At 59.7% G+C, this 22,390-nt stretch carries 19 protein-coding genes; 12 read left to right on the forward strand and 7 right to left on the reverse strand.

Going from position 1 to position 22,390, the window contains the following annotated elements; genetic code table 11:
• Positions 1 to 44 precede the first annotated feature (44 nt).
• Positions 45 to 1,028 carry a polysaccharide deacetylase family protein gene (locus AC5YUO_RS11000; protein WP_496153321.1) on the reverse strand — a complete coding sequence of 328 codons (984 nt, stop codon included), beginning with the start codon at positions 1,026 to 1,028 and terminating at the stop codon, positions 45 to 47.
• Between the two features lie 149 nt (positions 1,029 to 1,177).
• Here AC5YUO_RS11000 and AC5YUO_RS11005 point away from each other — a divergent pair, with 149 nt between their 5' ends.
• The 5 genes from AC5YUO_RS11005 (at position 1,178) to AC5YUO_RS11025 (ending at position 5,698) form a co-directional block, all read left to right on the forward strand.
• A complete protein-coding gene (locus tag AC5YUO_RS11005) occupies positions 1,178 to 1,762 on the forward strand; it encodes an NnrU family protein (protein WP_496153322.1) in 585 nt (194 codons plus the stop codon).
• Positions 1,763 to 1,917: 155 nt separating this feature from the next.
• The gene (locus tag AC5YUO_RS11010) at positions 1,918 to 2,589 is read left to right on the forward strand and encodes a tetratricopeptide repeat protein (protein WP_496153323.1); all 672 of its coding nucleotides are present in this window, start codon (positions 1,918 to 1,920) and stop codon (positions 2,587 to 2,589) included.
• 132 nt (positions 2,590 to 2,721) lie between these two features.
• Positions 2,722 to 4,152, forward strand: coding sequence for a ribosome biogenesis GTPase Der (gene der, locus AC5YUO_RS11015; protein WP_496153324.1), 1,431 nt, complete (start codon positions 2,722 to 2,724; stop codon positions 4,150 to 4,152).
• A 203-nt stretch (positions 4,153 to 4,355) separates the two neighbouring features.
• Positions 4,356 to 4,964 carry a DUF2026 domain-containing protein gene (locus AC5YUO_RS11020; RefSeq protein WP_496153325.1) on the forward strand — a complete coding sequence of 203 codons (609 nt, stop codon included), beginning with the start codon at positions 4,356 to 4,358 and terminating at the stop codon, positions 4,962 to 4,964.
• A 71-nt stretch (positions 4,965 to 5,035) separates the two neighbouring features.
• Complete coding sequence (locus AC5YUO_RS11025; RefSeq protein ID WP_496153326.1) at positions 5,036 to 5,698, forward strand: hypothetical protein; 663 nt, start codon at positions 5,036 to 5,038, stop codon at positions 5,696 to 5,698.
• A gap of 194 nt (positions 5,699 to 5,892) precedes the next feature.
• Here the strand turns inward: AC5YUO_RS11025 and AC5YUO_RS11030 are convergent, their stop codons facing one another.
• Positions 5,893 to 6,942 carry a bifunctional monoglucosyl/glucuronosyl diacylglycerol synthase gene (locus AC5YUO_RS11030; RefSeq protein ID WP_400813062.1) on the reverse strand — a complete coding sequence of 350 codons (1,050 nt, stop codon included), beginning with the start codon at positions 6,940 to 6,942 and terminating at the stop codon, positions 5,893 to 5,895.
• Between the two features lie 349 nt (positions 6,943 to 7,291).
• Positions 7,292 to 8,212 carry a sugar kinase gene (locus AC5YUO_RS11035; protein WP_496154849.1) on the reverse strand — a complete coding sequence of 307 codons (921 nt, stop codon included), beginning with the start codon at positions 8,210 to 8,212 and terminating at the stop codon, positions 7,292 to 7,294.
• A gap of 155 nt (positions 8,213 to 8,367) precedes the next feature.
• On the opposite strand from AC5YUO_RS11035, the gene bglA reads away from it, so the two are divergent.
• The 3 genes from bglA to AC5YUO_RS11050 all read left to right on the forward strand — a co-directional run bounded on the left by bglA (position 8,368) and on the right by AC5YUO_RS11050 (position 11,285).
• The gene (gene bglA / locus AC5YUO_RS11040; protein ID WP_496153327.1) at positions 8,368 to 10,032 is read left to right on the forward strand and encodes a beta-galactosidase BglA; all 1,665 of its coding nucleotides are present in this window, start codon (positions 8,368 to 8,370) and stop codon (positions 10,030 to 10,032) included.
• Positions 10,029 to 10,484: an aminoglycoside 6'-N-acetyltransferase gene (gene aac(6') / locus AC5YUO_RS11045; RefSeq protein WP_496153328.1), complete on the forward strand. Its 456-nt coding sequence runs from the start codon at positions 10,029 to 10,031 to the stop codon at positions 10,482 to 10,484. The genes bglA and aac(6') overlap by 4 nt, the downstream gene beginning before the upstream one ends.
• Positions 10,485 to 10,733: 249 nt before the next feature.
• Positions 10,734 to 11,285 carry a hypothetical protein gene (locus AC5YUO_RS11050; protein ID WP_496153329.1) on the forward strand — a complete coding sequence of 184 codons (552 nt, stop codon included), beginning with the start codon at positions 10,734 to 10,736 and terminating at the stop codon, positions 11,283 to 11,285.
• 60 nt (positions 11,286 to 11,345) lie between these two features.
• On the opposite strand, the gene ade is transcribed toward AC5YUO_RS11050, so the two are convergent.
• Complete coding sequence (gene ade / locus AC5YUO_RS11055) at positions 11,346 to 13,040, reverse strand: adenine deaminase (RefSeq protein ID WP_496153330.1); 1,695 nt, start codon at positions 13,038 to 13,040, stop codon at positions 11,346 to 11,348.
• Positions 13,041 to 13,318: 278 nt separating this feature from the next.
• Here ade and AC5YUO_RS11060 point away from each other — a divergent pair, with 278 nt between their 5' ends.
• Complete coding sequence (locus AC5YUO_RS11060) at positions 13,319 to 14,263, forward strand: HD-GYP domain-containing protein (RefSeq protein ID WP_496153331.1); 945 nt, start codon at positions 13,319 to 13,321, stop codon at positions 14,261 to 14,263.
• A gap of 100 nt (positions 14,264 to 14,363) precedes the next feature.
• Here the strand turns inward: AC5YUO_RS11060 and AC5YUO_RS11065 are convergent, their stop codons facing one another.
• Positions 14,364 to 14,876: a GNAT family N-acetyltransferase gene (locus AC5YUO_RS11065; RefSeq protein WP_496153332.1), complete on the reverse strand. Its 513-nt coding sequence runs from the start codon at positions 14,874 to 14,876 to the stop codon at positions 14,364 to 14,366.
• Positions 14,873 to 17,062, reverse strand: coding sequence for an anthranilate synthase (locus AC5YUO_RS11070; protein WP_496154850.1), 2,190 nt, complete (start codon positions 17,060 to 17,062; stop codon positions 14,873 to 14,875). The genes AC5YUO_RS11065 and AC5YUO_RS11070 overlap by 4 nt, the downstream gene beginning before the upstream one ends.
• Before the next feature lie 336 nt (positions 17,063 to 17,398).
• Between AC5YUO_RS11070 and AC5YUO_RS11075 the strand changes: the two genes are divergently transcribed.
• On the forward strand, positions 17,399 to 18,379 hold the full coding sequence (locus tag AC5YUO_RS11075) for an extensin-like domain-containing protein (protein WP_496153333.1): 981 nt from the start codon (positions 17,399 to 17,401) through the stop codon (positions 18,377 to 18,379).
• Between the two features lie 57 nt (positions 18,380 to 18,436).
• Here AC5YUO_RS11075 and AC5YUO_RS11080 read toward each other — a convergent pair whose 3' ends face one another.
• Positions 18,437 to 20,677 carry a TonB-dependent hemoglobin/transferrin/lactoferrin family receptor gene (locus tag AC5YUO_RS11080; protein WP_496153334.1) on the reverse strand — a complete coding sequence of 747 codons (2,241 nt, stop codon included), beginning with the start codon at positions 20,675 to 20,677 and terminating at the stop codon, positions 18,437 to 18,439.
• Between the two features lie 356 nt (positions 20,678 to 21,033).
• Here AC5YUO_RS11080 and AC5YUO_RS11085 point away from each other — a divergent pair, with 356 nt between their 5' ends.
• Both AC5YUO_RS11085 and AC5YUO_RS11090 read left to right on the forward strand, forming a co-directional pair.
• Positions 21,034 to 21,555 (forward strand): TIGR00645 family protein, encoded by a 522-nt coding sequence (locus AC5YUO_RS11085; RefSeq protein ID WP_003524933.1) that lies wholly within the window; start codon positions 21,034 to 21,036, stop codon positions 21,553 to 21,555.
• Positions 21,556 to 21,654: 99 nt separating this feature from the next.
• Positions 21,655 to 22,371 carry a helix-turn-helix transcriptional regulator gene (locus AC5YUO_RS11090; RefSeq protein ID WP_496153335.1) on the forward strand — a complete coding sequence of 239 codons (717 nt, stop codon included), beginning with the start codon at positions 21,655 to 21,657 and terminating at the stop codon, positions 22,369 to 22,371.
• Positions 22,372 to 22,390 lie beyond the last annotated feature (19 nt).

Raw genomic sequence — 22,390 nt, forward strand, 5'->3', positions numbered from 1 at the left:
AAAAGGCGGCCAATCGGCCGCCTTTTTCGTAAAACAAGACTCGCTTAACCCTCTGTCTTCTGCTTCTTGCGTGCCTCGATCATCGGCATCGCCTCGGCATAGCTCACACAAGCGACATCCCGTTTCTGGCAGACTTCGCGCAGCAGCCGCTCATAGGCGTTCCAATAGGCGCCGCCATTCATCTTCACGAAGTGAAAACCCATCTGCAGCGGAATGCGCTCGCCATTATATTGCCTGTCGAATGCATTGCGGAAGGCCGTATAGGCGCGCTCCTCAAATTCCCCGGCACGGTCAGGCGTTTCGACGCCGATGGAGTGGCGGATGAAGAGATTGTAGTCCATGGCGATGATCGGGCGATTGCCCGGGCCTTCGGGAATGAGCGGCAGGCCGAAATGCTGGATGCCTTCGCGCTCCACCGGCCATTCCGGCCCCTTGGTGATGCTGGTGGCATCATAAACGAAGCCGTGCTTTTTCTGCGCGGCGGTCAGCGCCGGTCCCTGCGACAGATAGGGCGCGCGGAAACCGTTGATCTTCTTCACCATCTCGCGCCAGCCTTCGGGCTCCTCGCCCTTCTTGCCGATCATCTGCCAGGCATTTTCCAGCGTGCTGGTGAAGGTTGTGAATTCGCCGTCCCATTGTTCGGCGGTCCACTGCCCGCCATCGAAATGGCCGCAGGTGTGGTTGCCGATCTCGTGACCTTCGCGATAGGCCGCCCAGATGTTTCTGAGTCTGGCCTCCACCTCTTCCGGCGACTGGCCGAAACCGACATTGGAGCGGCCGGCCTTCTGGCCGGGTCCCTGATAGGTCTTGGCGCTGGTTTTCCTGTCCATGACAAGCGTGCAGGCGAGAAAATAGGTGAAATGCGCGCCGACCTGCTTGCCCGTCGCCCGGCTTCTTTCCCACAACGTATTGTCGCCCGCACCGTCGAAGGACACGATGACGAGCTGCTTCGGCTTCTCAGCCTCTTGCGCAAAAGCGGGAAGGGCGGCGAGAAGCGAAAGGGAAAAAGCGGCAAGTGGGCGAAACATCAGTCATCCGTCATATGAAACACCGTGGCCTTTTGCGGGTGGAATAAGGCGAAGCTTTGAATAGTCTGGCGTTTTCATGACTTTCAGCCTAATTCCTTTTCTTAACCGCGGTGATAGGGCCGCTTCGTTCCACCGGGGGACCGTGTTCCATGCTTTTTCTCGCACTCTGTCTTGCCTTGTTCCTGCTGACCCATCTTTTGAAGGTGGTGGCGCCGCAATTTCGCGCCCGCATGATCGCAACGATGGGGGAGGGGCCCTTCAAGGGCGTTTATTCCCTCGTCAGCCTCATCACGCTCGGCCTCGTCATCTACGCTTTCGGCGAAGCGCGACAGGAGACGGGCATGCTCTGGTATCCGCCGATCCTTATGAGCCATATTGCCGTGACCCTGATGCTGCCGGCGATGATCTGTCTCATCGCCAGCCTTATCCCGGCTGGCCATATCGCAACCAAGACCAAGCATCCGATGGTTCTTTCGGTCAAGATCTGGGCGCTTGCGCATCTTCTGGCCAATGGCGAAACGTCTTCGATCCTGCTCTTTGCGTCGTTCCTTGCCTGGGGCGTGGTGATGCGGATTTCGCTGAAGCGCCGGGAGCGAGCGGGTGAAAAAGTGGTCCGGGACTTCGTTTCAAGCCGCTACGATCTGGTGGCTGTTGTCGGCGGCATTGTTCTCTGGGGGGCTTTCATCCTGAAACTGCACGAATGGTTGATCGGCGTTCAGCCCATCGCGATGTAGGAAATCGACGTTTCCCCCTTACATATCAGGCAAAATAGGCTAGAAGGCCGACCAAGACCCGGTCGGCCGCTTTTTTGTTGATCCGGGTAAGCGGCTTGGTATGTCCGCGGACGGATGGATCGGATGCGATCTCCGCGCGGGTAACGGAGAATTTGATGGCAAACGAAAATGATACCTTTATCCGCGAAGTGAACGAGCAGATCCGCTCCGAGCAGCTGTCGCGCTTCTGGGGCCGGTACGGTATCGTGGTCGTGGGCGCCGCCATTCTCGTGGTTGTCGGCGCTGCCGGCGCCGGCATCTACGAATATTGGAACACCAGCCGTGCTTCCAACTCCGGCGACCAGTTTCTTGCGGCGCTGAAGCTTGCTTCGGAAAACAAGACGGATGAGGCGCTGAAGGCCTTCGCCGATCTCGAAACTTCCGGTCACGGCAATTATCCAGTGCTGGCGAAGTTCCGCTCGGCGACGCTGCTGTCGCAGAAGGGCGATGCGGCCGGCGCGATTGCCGCCTTCACCGCCATTGGCAACGACACCTCCGCACCGCAGGTCTTCCGCGACACCGCCAAGGTGCGCGCCGCCTGGCTGCTGGTCGACAACGGCACCTATGATCAGGTCGTGGCGCTTGCCGAGCCGCTCAGCACTGAGGGCCAGACCATGCGCGCTTCCGCGCGCGAGGCTCTCGGTCTCGCCGCCTACAAGGCCGGCGATTTTGCCAAGGCCAAACAATGGTTCGAACAGATCGTCAGCGACACGCAGGCCCCGCGCAACGTGACGAACCGCGCGCAGATCATGCTCGACAACATCACCGCTTCGGGCAAGGCTGCTTAAGCCGCTTCGCCACGCGAGATCGCCCCGGCATTTCTTTGGATTGCCAAAGCGATCCAACTCATTATTTTACGCATGTCCTTTGCCCAAAACAGGTAACGTTTTGGGCAGACGTGCTTTAGGGAATCAGGATCAATGAGCTTCACCGTCGCCATAGTCGGGCGCCCCAATGTCGGCAAGTCCACGCTTTTCAACCGTCTCGTCGGAAAGAAGCTGGCGCTGGTGGATGACACGCCGGGCGTGACCCGCGACCGCCGCCCCGGCGAGGCAAAGCTCGTCGACCTGCGTTTCACCATCATCGATACCGCCGGTCTGGAGCAATCCGGGCCGGAAACGCTTCAGGGTCGCATGTGGGCGCAGACCGAAGCGGCGATCGACGATGCCGATGTGACGCTGTTCGTCGTGGACGCCAAGGCGGGCCTGACGCCGGCCGACGAGACGCTGGCGGAAATGCTGCGCCGTCGCGGCAAGCCGGTGGTGCTGGTGGCCAACAAGTCCGAGGCGCGCGGTTCCGATGCCGGTTTCTACGATGCCTTCACGCTCGGTCTCGGTGATCCCTGCCCGATCTCGGCCGAACACGGCCAGGGCATGATCGACCTGCGCGACGCCATCGTCGAGGCAATCGGCGAGGACGTGGCCTTCCCCCCCGAAGTCGATGAGGCCGAGACGGATATCGTTCTGCCGCGCAGCGAACCGGGCAGCGAGGACGAGGAAGACGAAGAGCCGGTTTATGACGAGACCAAGCCGCTACGCGTCGCCATTATCGGCCGGCCGAATGCGGGCAAGTCCACGCTGATCAACCGTTTCCTCGGTGAAGACCGCCTTTTGACCGGCCCGGAAGCCGGCATTACCCGCGACAGTATCTCGGTCGAGTGGGACTGGCGCGGCCGCACCATCAAGATGTTCGATACGGCCGGTATGCGCCGCAAGGCCAAGGTCACGGAGAAGCTCGAAAAGCTCTCGGTCGCGGATTCACTGCGCTCCATCCGTTTTGCCGAAACCGTGGTGATCGTGTTCGACAGCACCATTCCGTTTGAAAAGCAGGATCTGCAGCTCGTCGATCTCGTCATCCGCGAAGGCCGGGCCGCCGTGCTCGCCTTCAACAAATGGGATCTGGTCGAAGACCCGCAGGCCTATCTGGCCGACCTGCGCGAAAAGACCGAGCGTCTCTTGCCGCAGGCGCGCGGCATCCGCGCCGTGCCGATTTCCGGCCAGACCGGTTATGGGCTCGACCGGTTGATGCAGAACATCATCGATACGGACAAGGTCTGGAACCGCCGCATCTCGACCGCCAGGCTCAACCGCTGGCTGGATGGGCAGACCACGCAGCATCCGCCGCCGGCCGTTTCCGGCCGTCGTCTGAAGCTGAAATATATGACGCAGGTCAAGGCCCGTCCGCCGGCCTTCATGATTTCCTGCACCCGGCCGGAAGCCATTCCGGAGAGCTATACGCGTTATCTGGTCAATGGCCTGCGCAAGGACTTTGACATGCCGGGCGTGCCGATCCGGGTGCATTATCGCGGGTCGGACAATCCGTTCGAGAGCAAGGCGAAGAAGCGGCGTTGATTTTGACGTGAAGGGTCGCGGCATATTTCTTCTCCCCGCCGGGGAGAAGGTGGCCCGCAGGGTCGGATGAGGGGGCTAGCTCTCCGTATACTGTTGGCCTCCCCCCTCATCCCGCTGCCGCGGACTTCTCCCCCTCGGGGAGAAGAAACAAGGGGCACCCGTTCGTTCCAATTTCACTGTCCGGCTTTGAAGAGTAAAAAACCATGCTGATCAAGCAGACCGACTATCACCGGATTTACCGGGTCATCAACAGCCTGCTCATCAGCCAGAATGCCGATCCCGCCTCGGCCTCCATGTATTTCAGCACCTTCGGCGCCTTCATCCTGCAGCAGCATTACAAGGTGAAGGCGGTGCCGAAGGGCGGGCTTGCCGCCTATAATCTCGGTGGAACGGTGCTGCTGTTCGCAGATCATCGCGAAGACGGTTATGTGACGGGTGCGGGCGAGAATTTCCATTGCTGGGTGGAAGCGGATGGCTGGGCGATCGATTTCATGGCGCCCGCTTTTTCTGAGGGTGCCGATGGGCTTTCGGTGCCGGCAAAGATGTTCCAGCGGCCGCTTGTCGCCATGGCGACGTCCATCAACGATCTCGGGCGATCCGGCGATTTCTTCTACCGTTCCGAGCCGGAGGCCACGGCCAGACGCTTTGCCGACTGGCATAAACAGGCGATGATCGGTGACATGGCGAGCGTTGCCGCCAACTGGTTCCGCAAGTCACCGAAGCAGATGGCTGCATCGCTTTCGGTGACCGACCGGGAGGGCAAGGCGCGGACCGTGCCGCTGTCCGGTCAAACACTCGTCGGGGCATGGTGACGGCCGATTCCGTCGCACGATGTCGATCCCGACGGTTTTGGCAGCAAAGGGCCTTTTGATTTAAAGGGGCAATGGCTGTTACAAAGGCCGGGCTGCAACAGGGACGGGATGGACGTGCTCGGATGGCTGATGACACTATTTCAATAAGCTTCACGCCAGACCCGAAACATGTCCCTGCCTATGTCTACGGCTATCAAAATCAGGCCTATGAAAATTACAGCATGATTTTCGACAAGTCCTGGAAGCGCCATTTTGCCTCGGCAAGAGCGCATCTATCCTTGTTTGCGGGACTGGCTGCCGGTTTCATCTATTCCTTAAGCCTGCCGTGGTTTCCGGGCGTCTGGCCGGTGGTCGGTTATTGGGTGTTTGCCCCCGCACCGTTTGTAGCTCTCGCTGTCTGGTGCATCATCTGGCAGGGCGCGAGACGGGAGGCGAAATCCTATTACGAGGTTCTGGCACACTGGAATATCGCCAACGAGCTGATGTATTCGCCTCACACACAGATCGAGATCGGGCCCGAGGGCTACAAACAGGTCACACGACTGGACACGGTGCAGCTGAGCTGGGCACGTTATCATCTCGCCATCACGCCGCCGGACAGTCTGGTGCTGGTTTTCCACGGCACGGTGGTGGTCATACCCGACAGCGCCTTGCCGATGGCGTCAAAGGATGTTGTCGAGAAAATCAATCAATGGTGCGCGGCCCAGCAAAAGGAACTTCTTCCTTTGTCATGAAGCGGGATCTCAAGGGCTGTGGCGGGGGTATCATCCGGAAACAGGACGGCCAGCGTGGTCTCGCGGCAGCCGCCTGACGTCAATCAGCAGCCCGACCCCGTTCTAAAGATAACGGCAGTCGCGTCCTGATCGCCTTGTGACACTCCCGCACTGTTTCGTCCATCGTTTCCGAACAGAATCCCTGCGAATTTGCGTCATGCGAGTTGAGAGCGGGACAGCAGCGGCAGCGATTTTCCGGCGGCGTGGATGACATTGTCGAGGAATTGCCGAGAGGCCTTTTCCCAGCTGTAGCTCTTGGACAGCGCCAGCGCCGCCTGCGGCGAGCAATGAAGTGCGGCAAGACAGGCATCACGCAGATTATTGTCCAGCGCGCCGGCGGCGGGGTTTCCGCCGAGGATATCGATCGGCCCGGTGACGGGGAAGGCGGCCACGGGCACGCCGCTTGCCAGCGCTTCGAGAATGGTATTGCCGAAGGTGTCCGTTTTCGACGGGAAAACGAAGACATCGGCCTGCGCATAGGCGTCGGCGAGTTCCTCGCCGGTCTTGACGCCGGTGAAGAGGACATCAGGATATTTTTCCTGCAATTCCTGACGGGCGGGGCCGTCGCCGATGACGATCTTCGAGCCCGGCAGGTCCAGTTCCAGGAATTCGGGCAGGTTCTTCTCCACCGCCACACGGCCCACCGTCATGAAGATCGGCCGCGGCAGGTCGAAGGGTAGTTTTGCTTTGGGACGGGGGTGGAAAAGCTCGGCATCGATGCCGCGGCTCCAGCGCTTCAGGTTGCGCACGCCGCGGGCTTCCAGTTCGGTCTCAAGGCTCGGGGTGGCCACCATGCAGGTGTTGCCGCCATTGTGGAACCAGCGCACGAAAGCATAAAGCCAGCTTTCCGGAACAGGAAAACGCGCCGCCACATATTCGGGAAAGCGGGTATGATAGCTGGTCGAAAACCGCATGTGGTTCTTCACACACCAGCGCCGCGCCATGAAGCCGAGCGGCCCTTCCGTGGCAATATGCACGAAGGATGGCTGGCTTTTTTCGATCTCCGCCGCCACACGGCGATAGCTGGCGACCGACAGGCGGATTTCCGGATAGGTGGGGCAGGGAATGCTGTAGAAACTCTGCGGCGTGACCATGCGCACATCGACGCCCAGCCGCGCCAGTTCGGTATTGGTGTTTTCTATCGAGCGAACCACGCCGTTGACCTGCGGGTGCCAGGCATCTGTGACAATCGTGATTCTCGTCATGAAACACTGATCCTGCTCATCTGCGCACGGGCGAATCCCCATTGCCCGGCTTCTGCCCGTATATGCGGCGTGCGTGTTACAGGATCATGTCAGGGTCTGTGACGGTGGCGTATCGTGGTTTGCGCTCAAAATTTTGCTGTTGTCCGCGGCGCGGCCTCCTGTCCTCATCCCTGTTCCCCGGAACAAGTCCGAGGATGTCACAGGGATCCAGCCAGCCCAAGTCCTTGGGCTGAAAGGGCACTTCTCGCCGCGCAGACGCGCGTCGGCTGGATTCCTGTGACAAGCACAGGAATGAGGGAAACCGAGGTGGCTGCATGCGAAAATCCACGTTCGCGCAGTGTGGCGAGCCTTATCCCACCAGCGGAAGCAACTCGGGGCTGATCAGCGCGCCATGATGGCCGATGACGGTTGCCGCAGCCCTTGCCGCGAAGGTGGCGGCCTCTTCGGGAGAGCTGCCGGTCACGTAACGGGCGAGGAAGGCACCGTTGAAGCTGTCGCCGGCGCTTGTCGTATCCACCACATCGACGGCCTTCACCGCCGGCGCATGGCTCCGGCTGCCGGCGAAATCGAGCGTCGCACCCTTGGCGCCATCTTTCACGACGATGTTCTCGACGCCGAGCGAGCGGTAGCGGTCGATGGTCGCCTCCACGGAGCCGTCGCCGAAATGGCTCGCCTCGTCATCGAAGCTCGGCATGACGAGTGTTGCCGCGCGCGCGCCATTGGAGATCGTCTCAAGCATCGTATCCCTGTCGGCCCAGAGGCGCGGGCGGATGTTGGGATCGAAGACCACCAGCTTGCCCGCCGCCCTGGCGCGACGCAGCTCCGCCAGAAACGTATCGACATCATGGGCGGAGGCGAGGATGGCGAGCGTGATGCCGGAGAAATAGACCACATCGGCGCTTTCCACCGTCCTGCGCAGGTGATCCGCGTCCGCGGCCAGCTGTCTTGCCGCGGCGGCGTTGCGCCAGTAGCTGAAGGTGCGTTCGCCGTCCTTCAGGTTGATGAGGTAAAGGCCGGGCGTTCCACCCTTGATGCGGCGGATTTTTTCCGTGCCGATGCCGGCTTCCGAAATGAAGGCCAGCATGTCTTCGGAAAGCGGATCATCGCCGAGCGCGGTAAAATAATCGACGGACCAGTCCTCCGGGAGGCAGGCACGGGCATACCAGGCGGTGTTGAAGGTATCGCCGGCAAAACCCTTGCGCAGCAGCCCGTTGCCGGCCTGCGACAGTTCCACCATGCATTCGCCAATCGACAGAAACCGTCCGCCCACGCCGTCATCCTCCCGTTTTTTCCAGCCATGCGGCTTACGACGAGTGCGCGCCGCTGACAAGGGCGGTTCGAGCCGTTTGTGCATGTGCGAAGTTCCGGTTTACGCGGCCGCGATGGCTTTATATTCTCCGGCCAGACACCCTCAGGAGATCGCCGATGACGCTGCCCCATGCCCCGGTCCACAAACCTCAAGCGCAATCGGACTGGTGGAAGGGGGCGGTGATCTATCAGGTCTATCCGCGCTCGTTTCAGGATACGACGGGGGACGGTTATGGCGATCTTGCCGGGGTGACGAAACGTCTGCCCTATATCGCCTCGCTCGGCGTCGATGGCATCTGGCTTTCGCCCTTCTTCACCTCGCCCATGGCCGATATGGGCTATGATGTTTCCGATTATTGCAATGTCGATCCGATGTTCGGCACGCTTGCCGATTTTGACGCGCTGATGGCCGAAGCGCATCGGCTGGGGCTGAAGGTCATCATCGACCAGGTCATTTCGCACACGTCAGATCAGCACCCATGGTTCTTGGACAGCCGGGCAAGCCGGACGAACAGCAAGGCCGACTGGTATGTCTGGGCCAATCCCAAGCCGGACGGCACGGCGCCGACAAACTGGCTTTCCGTGTTCGGCGGGCCGGCATGGGAATGGGACGGCGTGCGCAAGCAATATTACATGCACAGCTTCCTCGCCTCGCAGCCGGATCTGAATTTCCACAATCCGGACGTTCAGGACGCGCTTCTCGAAACGGTGCGCTTCTGGCTGGATCGCGGCGTGGATGGCTTCCGGCTCGATACCGTCAACCATTATTTCCACGACAGGCTTTTGCGCGACAACCCGCCGCTTTTCGACGAGGAAAGCTTTGGCCTCGATGCGTCCGACGTCAATCCCTATGGCATGCAGGATCACCTCTACGACAAGACGCGCCCGGAAAACGTCGCTTTCCTCAAGCGTTTCCGCGTGCTGCTCGATGAGTATGAGGGCCGCGCCACCGTCGGCGAGGTGGGCGACGGGGCTCGGTCGCTGAAGACCGTTGCGGCCTATACGTCCGGCAATGACAAGCTCAACATGTGCTACACCTTCGATCTGCTGGGGCCGGATTTCAGCGCAAAACACCTGCGCGGCTCGGTCGAGACCTTCGGCAAGGCGGTCAAGGATGGTTGGGTCTGCTGGGCCTTTTCCAACCATGATGTGGTGCGCCATCTTAGCCGTTTTGCCGAAAGCGCAGAGGAGCAGGTGCGGGTGGCGAAGCTCGCCATCTGCGTTCTCGCCAGCCTGCGCGGCTCCATATGCCTCTATCAAGGCGAAGAACTGGGGCTGACCGAGGCCGAGCTTGCCTTCGAGGATTTGCGCGATCCCTATGGCATCCGCTTCTGGCCCGCCTTCAAGGGGCGGGACGGATGCCGCACGCCGATGGTGTGGGAGACCGGCAAGCCGAATGCCGGTTTTTCCAGTGCTGAAAAACCCTGGCTGCCGGTGCCCTACGTTCATGCCATGCAGGCCGTGGATGCGCAGGAGCGCAAGCCGGATTCGGTTCTCAACCATTATCGCGCCGTCCTGTCCTTCCGCAAAAGCCATGGCGCGCTGCGCGACGGGGATATGCATTTCATCAGGACCAATCTCGATGTGCTGGCCTTCACGCGCCAGAAGGGTGATGAAAAACTGCTGTTCGTCTTCAATCTGACCCGTGATGCGCTGGAATTCCCGATACCGAAGGCCATGCACGTCACGGATATAGTGCCGATGCCGGGTTTCACACCGCTGTTCGATGCGGGTATTGTGAAGCTTGAGGGGCTGGACGTGTTTTGCGGGATCATTGCATGAGCGGTCAATTTGCCATCGGAAACGCCGCCGACCATCGGGACGACTGGTGCCTGTTGCGGCACCGCCTGTGGCCAGATACTTCGCCCGCCGAACATATGGCGGAGTTGCAGGACGTTTCCGAAGCCGGGGCTGGATTGATTGTCCACGATCCCGCCGGCGTGGCCATCGGTTTTGCCGAGGTCAGTCTGCGGCGGGATTACGTCAACGGCTGCGATACATCGCCCGTGGCGTTTCTTGAGGGAATTTATGTCGAGGAGGCGTTTCGCAGGCAGGGCGTTGCAGCGGCACTCGTGGCCGAAGTGACCCGCTGGGCCATCGGCCAGGGCGTCAGCGAGCTTGCGTCCGACGCCGATATTAAAAATGTCGATTCCCATCGCATGCATGCGGCGCTGGGATTTGAGGAAACAGAGCGGGTGGTTTATTTCCGCAGGCGTCTGGGCGCAGGCAGATGACGACGGGTGGCAGGGGATTGGGTTTTTAGGCTGAAAATAATATTATTAAGTATAATTATATATTTAAACACTGATATATTTTATTAAAATGTGCATAAGTCCTATTATTTCTGATGTTTATTGATTGCGAAAAGTATTTATTGCGTTATTCGATTGTTTCGCGAGCTTTGGGCAAGCTTTATCTGCCAAATATTCAGGCGTCACAGATTTTTCAGCCGCCAACCATGAGGCGGAGCAAGGATCGTTGTCATGTCCGTTTCAATCAACAATTTCAGCCAGTCTCCTGCTGGCAATTCCGGCTCTTCCCGCACCAAGGCCAAGCCCGCCCTTCCATCCGTCAGAGAGGTTTTCCTTGCCGGGCAGTCATCGGCCCGCGCATCGACCACGGTTCAGGCACCGAAAACCTCTTCAAGCGGCTATATAACCTCATCCGCCTTCATGCGGAATCTGAAGGTCAAGCTTTCGACGGCAGGGGATGATCCGGCGCAATATCTGCGTGCCCGGGCGATGATGGACGCGCTCGAGCGCGGGCGCCTGAAAATTTCGGACCCGACGCAGGGTAAATCGGTCAGCGCGTGGGATCCGAGCCAGAAAAACGCCAAGCCGTCAGTTGCCACGGACATCGCCAAGACCAACTGGGTGGATTTCCTGAACACCCAACTCAAGCGCAATGAGAACGGTACGCTTTCCAGGGACGGTAACGGCAGCTATGTGGACAAAGCGACGGGCGGCAACGCCTATTTCGGCAGGGTCGCGGGCAAATATTATTATGTGACATGGCCCGCAGAGACCAAAGCATGAGGCCGCATTTACGGCCTCAAAGCAGAGCGTTTTCCGCTGCCTGCCACCGGTAAAGCATCGTCAGATCAGCGCAAACCGGTCCACATCCACCATGCCCATATCCGAAATCTTCAGATGCGGAATGACGGGCAGCGGCAGGAAGGCCACCTGCAGGAAGGGTTCCTCCAGCGTCGTGCCGAGCGCATATGCGGCCTTGCGCAGGGTGTGCAGCGTATCGCGCACCGTCTCATAGGGTTCGAGGCTCATCAGCCCGGCGACGGGGAGCGCGATCTCGCCGGTCACTCTGCCATCTTCCACCACCACGAAGCCGCCCTTGATTTCGCCGAGCCGGTTGGCCGCCAGCGCCATATCGTCTTCATTGACACCGACGATGCAGATATTGTGGCTGTCATGGCCGACGGTGGAAGCGATGGCGCCCTTCTTCAGGCCGAAGCCCTGCACGAAACCATTGGCGTGGTTGCCGTTCTTGCCGTGGCGTTCGATGACGGCGACCTTGATGATGTCGTTCTCGAGATCGACGGTGGTCTGGTTGCCATCCGTCGGCAGCTTGTAGCGGCGGTGCTCGGTAATGATCTTGCCGGGAAGCACACCCATGACGGGGCTTTCGCCTTCCGTGACCGGCACGCCGAAATGAGCCGCCAGCACCGGCCTTGCCTTGACGCTGTCGAGACCGACGGGCGCGACCGGCTTGCGCGTGGCAAAAAGGGCGTCATCGACGATCCGGCCGCCGGAAAGCACCATGCTGGCCTTGCAGTTCTGCAGGCTGTCGACCACCACGAGATCGGCGCGCCAGCCCGGTGCGACGAGACCGCGATCGCGCAGGCCGAAGGCTTTTGCGGCGGAAATCGAGGCGGCGCGGTAAATGGCGAGCGGTTCCACGCCGCTGGCGATCGCCGTGCGGATCATATAGTCGAGATGGCCCTGTTCGGCGATATCGAGCGGGTTGCGATCATCCGTACAAAGCGCCAGATAGGGCGACAGGCGCTCGGTGATAACAGGCATCAGGGCGTGCAAATCTTTCGAAACCGAGCCCTCGCGCACCAGAATATGCATGCCCTTGCGGATTTTCTCCAGCGCTTCTGCCGCGCTCGTGCATTCATGTTCGGTGCGGATGCCGGCGGCGAGATAACCGTTGAGCGCCGTTCCGGACAGAAGCGGTGCATGCCCGTCGATATGCTGGCCCTGAAAGGCCTCGAGCTTCGCCATGCACACCGGGTCCTTGTGGATGACACCCGGAAAATTCATGAATTCGGCAAGCCCGATGACCTTTGGGTGATCCCGGAACGGCAGCAGCTTTTCGATCGGCAGATCGGCGCCCGATGTTTCCAGATGGGTCGCGGGCACGCAGGAGGAGAGCTGCACGCGGATGTCCATGATGGTTTCCATGGCGCTGTCGAGGAAGAACTGAAGCCCCTCCACACCGAGAACATTGGCGATCTCATGCGGATCGCAAATGGCGGTGGTAACGCCATAGGGCAAAACGCAGCGGTCGAATTCGTGCGGTGTCACCAGCGACGATTCGATATGGAGATGCGTATCGATGAAACCCGGAACGACGATCTTTCCGGAAATGTCGATTTCCTGTCGCCCCTTGTAGTTCTCGCCGGTGCCGACGATGGTGTCGCCACAGATGGCGATATCCGAAGCGACGAGTTCTCCGGTCACGAGGTCGAAGAAGCGTCCGCCCTTGAGAACCATGTCCGCCGGTTCACGGCCGGTACCCTGATCGATGCGCGTTTCAAGTCTGGAATTCATGCGGGTTTCTTCGGCTCCTGATTTACGTCGTATGCGAGAATTTTCACTATTTACATTCTAAGGTTGTTTCTTGGTCTATTCGGATTGATTCTTTGAGTTTTAAAGATATGCTGAGTAAAAAATTTTCATATTTGTGTTATCTAATCTTCCGAGGTGCAAGTTTAGGCGGAGTTGGGAAGGCTTGACTTCACTTTTATAGTTTAGCCGGTTGCGCGCCGACATTTTTACGAATTACGGTTTCAGGTTATCATTCCCGGGAAGGAAAATAAAAGCATCTGATGCTCAAACGAATTTCCACCCAGCAATTGACGCTTGGCATGTTTATCGAGGCGGTCGAAGGAACGCTTTCGAACCAGGGATTTTTTAAGGGGCACCGCTTTCTTTTGCGGCATGAGGAATTGATGCGTCAATTGAAATTGAGTGGCGCTGAAAGCATCGTCATCAACACAGCCAAGGGATATGACACCGAAGCCGGCAGGCGTTCCCCAGCCGTTTCGCCACAATCGGACAATTGCCCGGAAACCATCGCCGCCATTACGCATGCCGTACGCTCGGCTGCCGATACGATAGCCGAGACCTTTGTCGCCGCGGAAGCGGGCGGCAGTGTTTCGCTGAAGGGCATGGCTGCGGCAGCGGGCAAGATTTCCGATGCCGTGCAGTCGAACCCGGCGATTTTCATCGGTGTTACCCGCCTGAAATCGAAAGACGAAACGACCTTCGTGCACTCGGTCTCCGTCAGCGGGCTGATGATCCTCTTCGGTAATTATCTCGGGCTCGACAGGGGAACGGTCAATCTGCTCGGCATCAGCGGGTTGCTGCACGATATCGGCAAGGTGGAAATCCCCTCTTCGATCCTCAACAAGGCGGAAGGGCTGAGCGCAAATGAGCGGGAGATCATCAATCTTCATCCCGCATTCGGCCGGGATATAGTGTCGCGCAACCCGCAGATGCCTGACATGGTGCTCGATGTCTGTTTCAATCATCATGAGCGGATGGACGGCGGCGGTTATCCGAGCGGCCGTGCGGGCAGCGAGATCAGCCTTTATGCGCGTATCGCGGCGATCTGCGACGTCTATGACGCCGTCACCTCCGTCAGACCCTACAAGAAGCCCTGGACGGCGAATGACGCACTGACGTGGATGCTGCGGCGGGAAGGGCATTTCGACATGCAGCTGCTGAAGAAATTCGCCCTGTGCATTTCCGCCTCGCTGCCGAGAGGTTAATGCATGTCGCCCGAAAGTGTGCAGCGGTTTCGGGATCACGACATGCATAAAAACAAAGAGATAAAGCGCGTCGCATGAATCCGGTCAAACGCGACGCGCTTTAGTTGCCGAAGACGATCGCCATGTTCAGGCTGTCTATGTAACGCCCGTCGATCGAAACGGCATCACGGGCCCGGCCCTCATGCACGAAGCCGATCTTTTCATAAAGCGCAATTGCTCTCGCATTGTCCGCATGCACGCTCAGTTCCACACGATGCAGCCCGAATTCGCGCGCGGCATCGAGCGTCTGCCGCATCAGCCGTCCACCCAGCCCCTTGTCGCGATAGGCGGGCAGGATGCCCATGCCGAGCGTGCCGCAATGGGCGCGGGTTGCCCTGTCCTGGCGGCGAATATCGCACCAGCCGGCCACCTCGCCATCCGCAATCGCCACGAATTGCGGATGGTCGTTTTCGATCATGTCGAGAACGAAGGCGCGAACCGAAAAGAGCGGCGGCGCCTCCAGAAAGCTCAGATATTTCCGCTCGCGCGACACCGCATCGAGAGCACGGTGAAAGCTTTCAACGTGCTCCGCCCGGATGGGTTCGATGCTGATGGCGTCGGAAGCGGCCATCATGCCGCCTTCGTCTTCGCCTTGCGGGTCAGATGCACCACGACATTTTCGATCATGCGCATACCGGCGTCCTGGCCAAGCGTCATGATCGATTCCGGGTGGAACTGAACGGCAGCCACCGGCTCCTTGGCGTGTTCGATGCCCATGATCGTGCCATCCTCGCTTTCCGCCGTGATGATGAAATCACGCGGAAGGGTGGAGGGGTCGGCGAAGATCGAGTGGTAACGGCCGACGGTCACTTCCTTGCCGAGACCGGAGAAGACGAGACCCGGTTCCAGCACGCGGATACGTGAGGGCTTGCCGTGCATCGGCACCGCAAGCTGGCGAAGCTCGCCGCCATAGGCTTCCGCCAGAGCCTGAAGGCCGAGGCAGACGCCGAAGATCGGCAGGTCACGGGCGCGGGCGGCCTTTATCGTTGCCTTGCAGTCGAAATCGGTCGGGCTGCCCGGTCCGGGAGACAAGACGACGAGATCGGGCTGGAAACGATCGAACACATCGGCCGCGACCGGAGTTCTGACGGTCGAGACGGTTGCACCCGTCTGGCGGAAATAATTCGCCAGCGTGTGCACGAAGCTGTCCTCATGGTCGACGAGCAGGATATTGACGCCGGTGCCCACCTTGGCGGCATCGCGCTTGGTGGCAGCGGCGTTGGTGCCCTTCGCGTCACGGATGGCGGCGATCATGGCAGAGGCCTTCAGTTCGGTTTCGGCTTCTTCTTCCTGCGGATTGGAATCGTTGAGCAGGGTCGCACCGGCGCGCACCTCGGCAATGCCATCCTTGATGCGGATGGTGCGGAGCGTCAGGCCGGTATTCATGTCACCATTAAAGCCGACCATGCCGATCGCGCCGCCATACCAGGCGCGCGGGCTCTTTTCATGACCTTCGATGAAACGCATGGCCCAGAGCTTCGGTGCACCGGTGACGGTGACGGCCCAGGCGTGGCTGAGGAAACCATCAAAGGCATCCATGTCGTCGCGCAGGCGGCCCTCAATATGGTCCACCGTGTGGATGAGGCGCGAATACATCTCGATCTGGCGGCGGCCGATGACCTTCACCGAACCCGGCTCGCAGACACGGCTCTTGTCGTTACGGTCCACATCCGAGCACATGGTGAGTTCGGATTCGTCCTTTTTCGAATTGAGCAGTTTCAGGATCTGCTCGCTATCGGCAATCGGATCGTCGCCGCGCTTGATCGTGCCGGAAATCGGGCAGGTCTCGATACGGCGGCCGGAGACGCGCACGAACATTTCCGGCGAGGCGCCGACCAGATATTCCTGATGGCCGAGATTGATGAAGAAGGAATAGGGCGAGGGGTTGATCGCCTTCAGGCGGCGGGAGATCGCCGACGGATTGCTCTCGCAACGCTCCATGAACTTCTGGCCGGGAACGACCTCGAACAGATCGCCGCGGCGGAAGCTTTCCTTAGCCTTCACCACCAGTTCGGAATATTCGCCGGGGCGGTGATCGCCCTTGGGCGGGATCGTGTCCGTAGTCTTGAAGGGCTCGGGCGCGATGTCGGAGGGCTTGCCATCCGTCGTCACGCCGGCCTTTTCGAAATCGTAGCGGTCGATCCAGGCCTTGGCGGAATAGTGGTCAACGACGAGGATTTCGTCGGGCAGGAACAGCACCATGTCGCGCTGGTCTTCCGGGCGCGCCAGCGACAGCTTGATCGCGTCGAACTGGAAGGCGAGATCGTAACCGAAGGCGCCGAACAGGCCGATGGCCGAATCCGCATTGGAATAGAACAGATCGACGATGGCGCGCAGGGCGGTGAAGACGGTCGGGATTTTCGAACGTTCTTCTTCGGTAAAGACGCGGTCCGGCTCGTTGACGGTCAGATCGAGACGGCGCGTGGTGGAAGCGCCGAGGGTAAGATCGGGCGTCGCCTTCAGCTTTTCGGTGATGAAATCCAGCAGCACTTCGCCGCGGCCATTATAGGCTTCGATCCACATCTTGCGGCCGAAACAGGAAATGCCGAGCGGCGGGTCGACGATGGCCGTATCCCAGCGGGTGTAACGGCCGGGATATTCATAGTTGGACGAGAACACCGCGCCGCGATGGGAATCGAGCTTTTCGATGTAATTATCGATGGCGCTCGCATAATCGGCGGGCCGGCGCTTTCGGCTGACCTTGATGCCGCCTTTCGTCTCGTAGGTTTCCGCTCCGTCATCCTGAATGATCGTTACCATTTCTTTCGTACTCATTTTGTCGCATGTCGTTATCGCAAAACCGCCAAGCACTTTTGCGCGCATGCTTTCTGTTGTTCAAGCCCGATGACAGGCGGCAAAATAACAAAAAAGCCGCCTGAAAATTCGGGCGGCTTGGACTTTGTCTGAAGACATGACTGGTCAAGGCCGCGAAAAGCTGCCCCACCACCAGTTAGCAATGTTCTTAGACACGATGTTCATGGGAAAATTGTTAGCGCGCACGATCCGCCTTGGCAAGCGGATTTCGGTGAGGGAATGAACCTTACGGGCCGCCGCGGCGTTGCACTCCTGCCGAAACGGTCAGGAGTGCCCCGAAAAATGCTTCATCGCCTGTGTCTTCTGGTAACCACCCTCGCATTGATTTCCGCCTCTGAACCGCCGGCGCAGGTGCCGGTGCCGCAACCGAAACCGGGTGAGGGGCAATCCGCCACCCCCTCGGAAAAGCCATCGGAGGAGACGCCGCAAGGCCCGGCGGAAGCGCCGAAACCGGCCCCGAAGCCTGAGCCTCCGGAAGAGCAGAAGCCAGCCCCGAAACCGCAGGCTTTGGAAGAACAGAAACCGGCTTCGAAGCCGCAGGCTTCGGAAGAACAGAAACCGGAGGGTGAAAAGACACCCGCTGAGAGAGGCTCCGGCGACGCCGGAAAGGAAGGCGAGAGCAAGGACGGCAGTGAGCGGCAGAAACCCGGCGACGAGGCGGCCAAACCCGACGAGAAGCCGCCTGAGCCGGTGAAGCCGGAGGATCCGGCCGCGCTTCAGGCATGCCTTGGCGCATTGAAAGAGATCGGCGCGGAGTTCAGGCAGCTTGAGCCGATCCGCGATGCGGAGCAGGGATGCGGCATCGAAGCGCCTGTCGAGCTTTCCGTGGTTCTGCCCGGCATCAAGCTGGAACCTGCGGGCACCATGCGCTGCGAAACCGCGCTTGCCCTTTCCCGCTGGACAAAGGAGATGATGCTGCCGGCGGCGGCCCTGGCTTTGCCGGAGAGAAAGGTGACGGCCATCGCCAATGCCTCGACCTATATCTGCCGCAACCGCAATAGTGCCGAAAACGGCAAGATTTCCGAACATGCCAAGGGCAATGCCGTGGATATTTCCACGATTTCCTTCGACAAGGGCGAGCCACTGGTGATGAAGCCGCGCGGCGAGGACGGGACGCCGGAAGGCGCTTTCCAGCGCACCATCACCGCCGCCGCCTGCCTGTTCTTTCGCACGGTTCTTTCGCCTGGCAGCGACGCGACCCATCAGGACCACCTGCATCTCGACGTGCTGCAGCGAAAAGGCGGCTATCTCTATTGCCGCTGACAAAAAAGGGGCGACCCGAAGGCCGCCCCGACTGGAGATGATTGTTTCTGCCCGGTTTTAGAATTTCTGGGTCAGAGAGATTTTGAAGGTGCGTCCGGCTTCCGTGTAGAAGTCGACCGGCTGGTTGACGGTGCTGACCGAATTCGGGTTCACGTCGCGGACGCCGACGGCGTTCCAGTATTTCCTGTCGAACAGGTTGTAGATGCCTGCCTGGATGCGCAGGCCCTTGGTCTGTTCCGGCTCCCACCAGCCGGTCAGGTTGAAGACGCCGTAGCCGGGAGCGTCGAAGGTGTTGGCCACCCTGTCGTCACGCATGCCGGAGGAGAAGACACCGGTAAATTCCGTGCCCCAGACGTCCTGTTCGTAGCCGATGCCGACGACGGACTTGAAGGGCGCGACCGTGCGAATGAATTCGTTGGTGTCGGTGTCCTTGCCATAGGCGTAAGCGAGCGAGGCATGGGCGAAGAAGCCGTTTGCGAGGTCCTTGCGGACCTTGGCTTCCACGCCGGAGATTTCGACATTGTTACGGTTGCGATAGGTGAAGAGCGATCCGTTGCCCCTGCCGCCGAAGCCGGGGAAGAGCGTCGTCGAGGTCGTGTACTGCTCGATGAAGTTCTTGTACTTGTTGTGGAACAGCGTCAGGCTTCCCGTCAGGTCGCCGGAGGCGTAGTTCGCGCCGATTTCGAAACCGTTGCTGGTCTCGGGGTTGAGGGCGGAATTGCCGACCACCGCGTAACCGGAGCTGATGTTGGAGAAGTTCAGGTAAAGTTCGTTGATCGTCGGGGCGCGATAGGCCATCGACCATTGTGCAAAGAGCTGCAGTTCCGGCGTGACGTCATAGGTCGCGAGAAGCTTCGGCGAGAAGCGCGAGCCACTGTTGCCGGTTGGCAGGCCGAAGGTTCTGTAACCGCTGTTGCTGGATACCGAGCCGTCCGGGTCGTAGTCGTAGGAATCGAAGCGCAGGCCGGGCGTCAGGCGGAAGCCGTTGCCGAAGGCGATTTCGTCATCCAGATAAAGGCCGAGGCTCTTGCCGCTCACGTCAGGCATGTCGGACTGGGACGAAGACGTCACGCCGGCCGTGTTGGCGTAAAGCTCCTGGCTGAAATCGGTCGTCATGGCGTTGCCGCCGAAACGGACCGTGTGCTGCACGCCGCCAAGCTCGAAGCCGGATTCAAGGCCGCCGACGATGCCGAATGCGCTGTTGCGCATGCTGTCTTCGCGAATATAGAGCGAATTGTTGGTCAGGCGGTCGCCGGCGCCGGATTCCTTGGAAAGACGCGTCCAATAGAGCGAGAGATTGGCTGCATCGATGAAGCCGTCGGTCGAGGGCGCTTCGTATTCGTAGTCGAGCGATACGCGATCGCGTTCGGTATCCTCGTAGCCGCGGTAATCGCCGATGCGGTAAGTCGAGCCCGAAACGCTGACGCCCTGCAGGGTCTTCATGTCGCTGCGGTTTCTCAGCGAATAACGCTCGGCCGTAAGACCGATGCGGTGACCGCCTTCAAGATACTGGCGGATCTTGAACATCAGGTTGCTTTCATAGGTATCGGCGGGATTGGGCTTGGTGCGGCGCGTTCCGTAGACATCGGCCGTGCCCTTATTGTCCGTCTCGTTGCCGCGCTTGTAGGAGCCCTGGAACAGGACCGATGTGTTCTCGATCTTCTTGGCGACGGCAAGCGATCCGCCGACGCTTCTGTCTTCGCTGTCATAGGTGGTCTTGGCCACGCCGCCCCAGTCCCTGCCTTCGCCGATCAGGTCTTCCGGCTCGAGCGTGCGCAGCACCAGCGCGCCGCCGAGGGCACCGGAGCCGATACGGCTGGAATCTGCGCCGCGCACAACGTCAACAGTCGAAAGCGAGGAAAAATCGAAGCTCGAATTCGTATTGCTCAGCGTGGTGGTGGCCTGACCCTGCCGAGCGAAGTTTTCGAAGAAGGGAACGGGAATGTTGTCGATCAAAGTGACGACGCGCGCACCGCCGAGGCCGCGAATGAACAGGCCGCCGGGCCGGCCGGGCTTGGAATCAACGTAGTCGACGCCCGGTTCCGTGCTGTTGCCGAGGTCCTTGATGCTGCCGATGTCTTTCTTGCGGATATCTTCCGCCGTGGTCTGGCTGGCCAGCGGCGTGTCGGCGGCGGCATTGGCGCTTTTGACGCGCTTGCCCTTGACGACGATCCTTTCAAGCGTGGTGGCGCCGTCCGCCTGCGATGCGGCATCCTGTGCCAGCGCGGGGCCGGCAAGCGGCAGAAGAGAAATGGCAGTGCACAGAAGCAGCGCGGAATGCGTGCGCGAAATGGACATTAAGTACCCCCAGGGTAGGCGCGCGAATGGGCCACGGCGTGCGAAAGCACGCCGCGCTTGCCGCCGCGGCTGAAACTGTTTTGATTGTTACGGGCGAGCCGATAAGCGAGGACTAAAAAACATGATGATAACTGTCAACATATTATATATGACTTTTTACATCATGTTTTAAAGCATAACAGTTTGTTGCAGAAATGTTACGCTTATCCGCCCTCGAAGCTGACGGGTGAATGGGTGTGAAAACGCCACGGTGCGGTCAAAGTCCCGACATTGCCGCTTGCTAGGATATTCGCAGCCAGTTTACATGGCAAAACAACATGACCTGACAATAAACAGATTATTAATCGGATACGGAAATGAAGTCTCTTGAACTGCTCGTCGAGCGGATCATCCTCTCCAGCCGCTGGCTGCTCGTCGTTTTTTATCTCGGGCTCGTCGCGGCACTGGCGGTTTATGCGTTTTCCTTCGCGCTCAAGTTTCTGAAAGTTGCGAAGAACGTTTTCACCTACGACGAAGCGGACATGATCCTCGCCATGCTGGGTCTGATCGATGCGGCGCTGGTCGCCAGCCTGATCGTCATGGTGATGATCTCCGGTTACGAGAACTTCGTCAGCCGCTTCGATGATGCCGATGCCGAGGTGTCCTTTCTGGGCAAGCTCGATTCCGGCAGCCTGAAAATCAAGGTCGCATCGTCGATCGTGGCGATCTCGTCGATCCACCTGCTGCAAATCTTCCTCAACGCCAGTCAATATTCGGACAGCAAGCTGATGTGGTTCACCATCATTCATCTGGCTTTTGTCGTCTCGGCGGTCATGCTCGGTTTCCTCGAAAAACTGATGGCCAAGCCGAAGGACAAATCCGAAAAGCCGGTGCTTTGATCAGGATGGCCCAGCCGATATGAAGGTCGCAATCCCGTCCCGGCCATGCTGCATGTTTCTCGCTCCGGGCGCTGCGCCCGGGGTGGCGAGGGCGCGTGAATGGTGAAGACGGAGCGTCAGGCCAGACTTTGCGACGATCTGTCGGCGGCGGCCGACAAATCCCAATGGCTGGGGGCGCTGCGGGAAGTGATGCGCGCCTTCGGTTATGCCTATGTGACCCTTTTGCGGTTACCCGGCGGCCCAAATGCCTATGCCTTGCCAACGGTCGTCGAAAGCAGCCTGCCCATCTGGGTCGTGAATGCGATGACCAAGGATGGCGCATTGGGGGACTGTCCCGTCATCAAGCGTGGCGCGTCATCGATGATGCCGCAATATTGGTCGCTGCAGGATGCGGATATCGCCTGCGGGCCGCTGGTGGACGCGGCGGCCTCACTGAGCAGCATGGGCATCACGGCCGGTCTCATGGTGCCGGTGCATGGCATGTACGGCAACCGGCATCTGATGAATTTCGCGGGCGATCGGGATATCCTGCCGCAAGCCTCGCTGAACGAATTGAGCATGATCGTGCTGCATGCGCTGGAGGTTTATGACCGCCTTTGCCGCGCCGGCTCCAGAGGGCCTTCACCGCTGACGAAACGGGAACTCGACGTGGTGCGCTGGACGGCGCAGGGCAAGACCTCCGTGGAGATCGCCGAGCTTCTGTCCATCTCGGAACATACCGTCAATACCTATATGAACAACGCCATTCGCAAGCTTGACTGCGTCAACCGCACGCAGCTCGTGGCCAAGACCATACGCCTTGGCCTGATAGAGTGACGATCCCCTCGTTCCGGGA

It is taken from the genome of Agrobacterium sp. LEGMi-208b (assembly GCF_059511785.1).

Bases quoted from the DNA above. Each gene is read 5' to 3' on its own strand.
- AC5YUO_RS11000 (WP_496153321.1), bottom strand. From the start codon at position 1,028: ATGTTTCGCCCACTTGCCGCTTTTTCCCTTTCGCTTCTCGCCGCCCTT.
- AC5YUO_RS11005 (WP_496153322.1), top strand. From the start codon at position 1,178: ATGCTTTTTCTCGCACTCTGTCTTGCCTTGTTCCTGCTGACCCATCTT.
- AC5YUO_RS11010 (WP_496153323.1), top strand. From the start codon at position 1,918: ATGGCAAACGAAAATGATACCTTTATCCGCGAAGTGAACGAGCAGATC.
- der (WP_496153324.1), top strand. From the start codon at position 2,722: ATGAGCTTCACCGTCGCCATAGTCGGGCGCCCCAATGTCGGCAAGTCC.
- AC5YUO_RS11020 (WP_496153325.1), top strand. From the start codon at position 4,356: ATGCTGATCAAGCAGACCGACTATCACCGGATTTACCGGGTCATCAAC.
- AC5YUO_RS11025 (WP_496153326.1), top strand. From the start codon at position 5,036: ATGGCTGTTACAAAGGCCGGGCTGCAACAGGGACGGGATGGACGTGCT.
- AC5YUO_RS11030 (WP_400813062.1), bottom strand. From the start codon at position 6,942: ATGACGAGAATCACGATTGTCACAGATGCCTGGCACCCGCAGGTCAAC.
- bglA (WP_496153327.1), top strand. From the start codon at position 8,368: ATGACGCTGCCCCATGCCCCGGTCCACAAACCTCAAGCGCAATCGGAC.
- AC5YUO_RS11050 (WP_496153329.1), top strand. From the start codon at position 10,734: ATGTCCGTTTCAATCAACAATTTCAGCCAGTCTCCTGCTGGCAATTCC.
- ade (WP_496153330.1), bottom strand. From the start codon at position 13,040: ATGAATTCCAGACTTGAAACGCGCATCGATCAGGGTACCGGCCGTGAA.
- AC5YUO_RS11060 (WP_496153331.1), top strand. From the start codon at position 13,319: ATGCTCAAACGAATTTCCACCCAGCAATTGACGCTTGGCATGTTTATC.
- AC5YUO_RS11065 (WP_496153332.1), bottom strand. From the start codon at position 14,876: ATGATGGCCGCTTCCGACGCCATCAGCATCGAACCCATCCGGGCGGAG.
- AC5YUO_RS11070 (WP_496154850.1), bottom strand. From the start codon at position 17,062: ATGGTAACGATCATTCAGGATGACGGAGCGGAAACCTACGAGACGAAA.
- AC5YUO_RS11075 (WP_496153333.1), top strand. From the start codon at position 17,399: ATGCTTCATCGCCTGTGTCTTCTGGTAACCACCCTCGCATTGATTTCC.
- AC5YUO_RS11080 (WP_496153334.1), bottom strand. From the start codon at position 20,677: ATGTCCATTTCGCGCACGCATTCCGCGCTGCTTCTGTGCACTGCCATT.
- AC5YUO_RS11085 (WP_003524933.1), top strand. From the start codon at position 21,034: ATGAAGTCTCTTGAACTGCTCGTCGAGCGGATCATCCTCTCCAGCCGC.
- AC5YUO_RS11090 (WP_496153335.1), top strand. From the start codon at position 21,655: ATGGTGAAGACGGAGCGTCAGGCCAGACTTTGCGACGATCTGTCGGCG.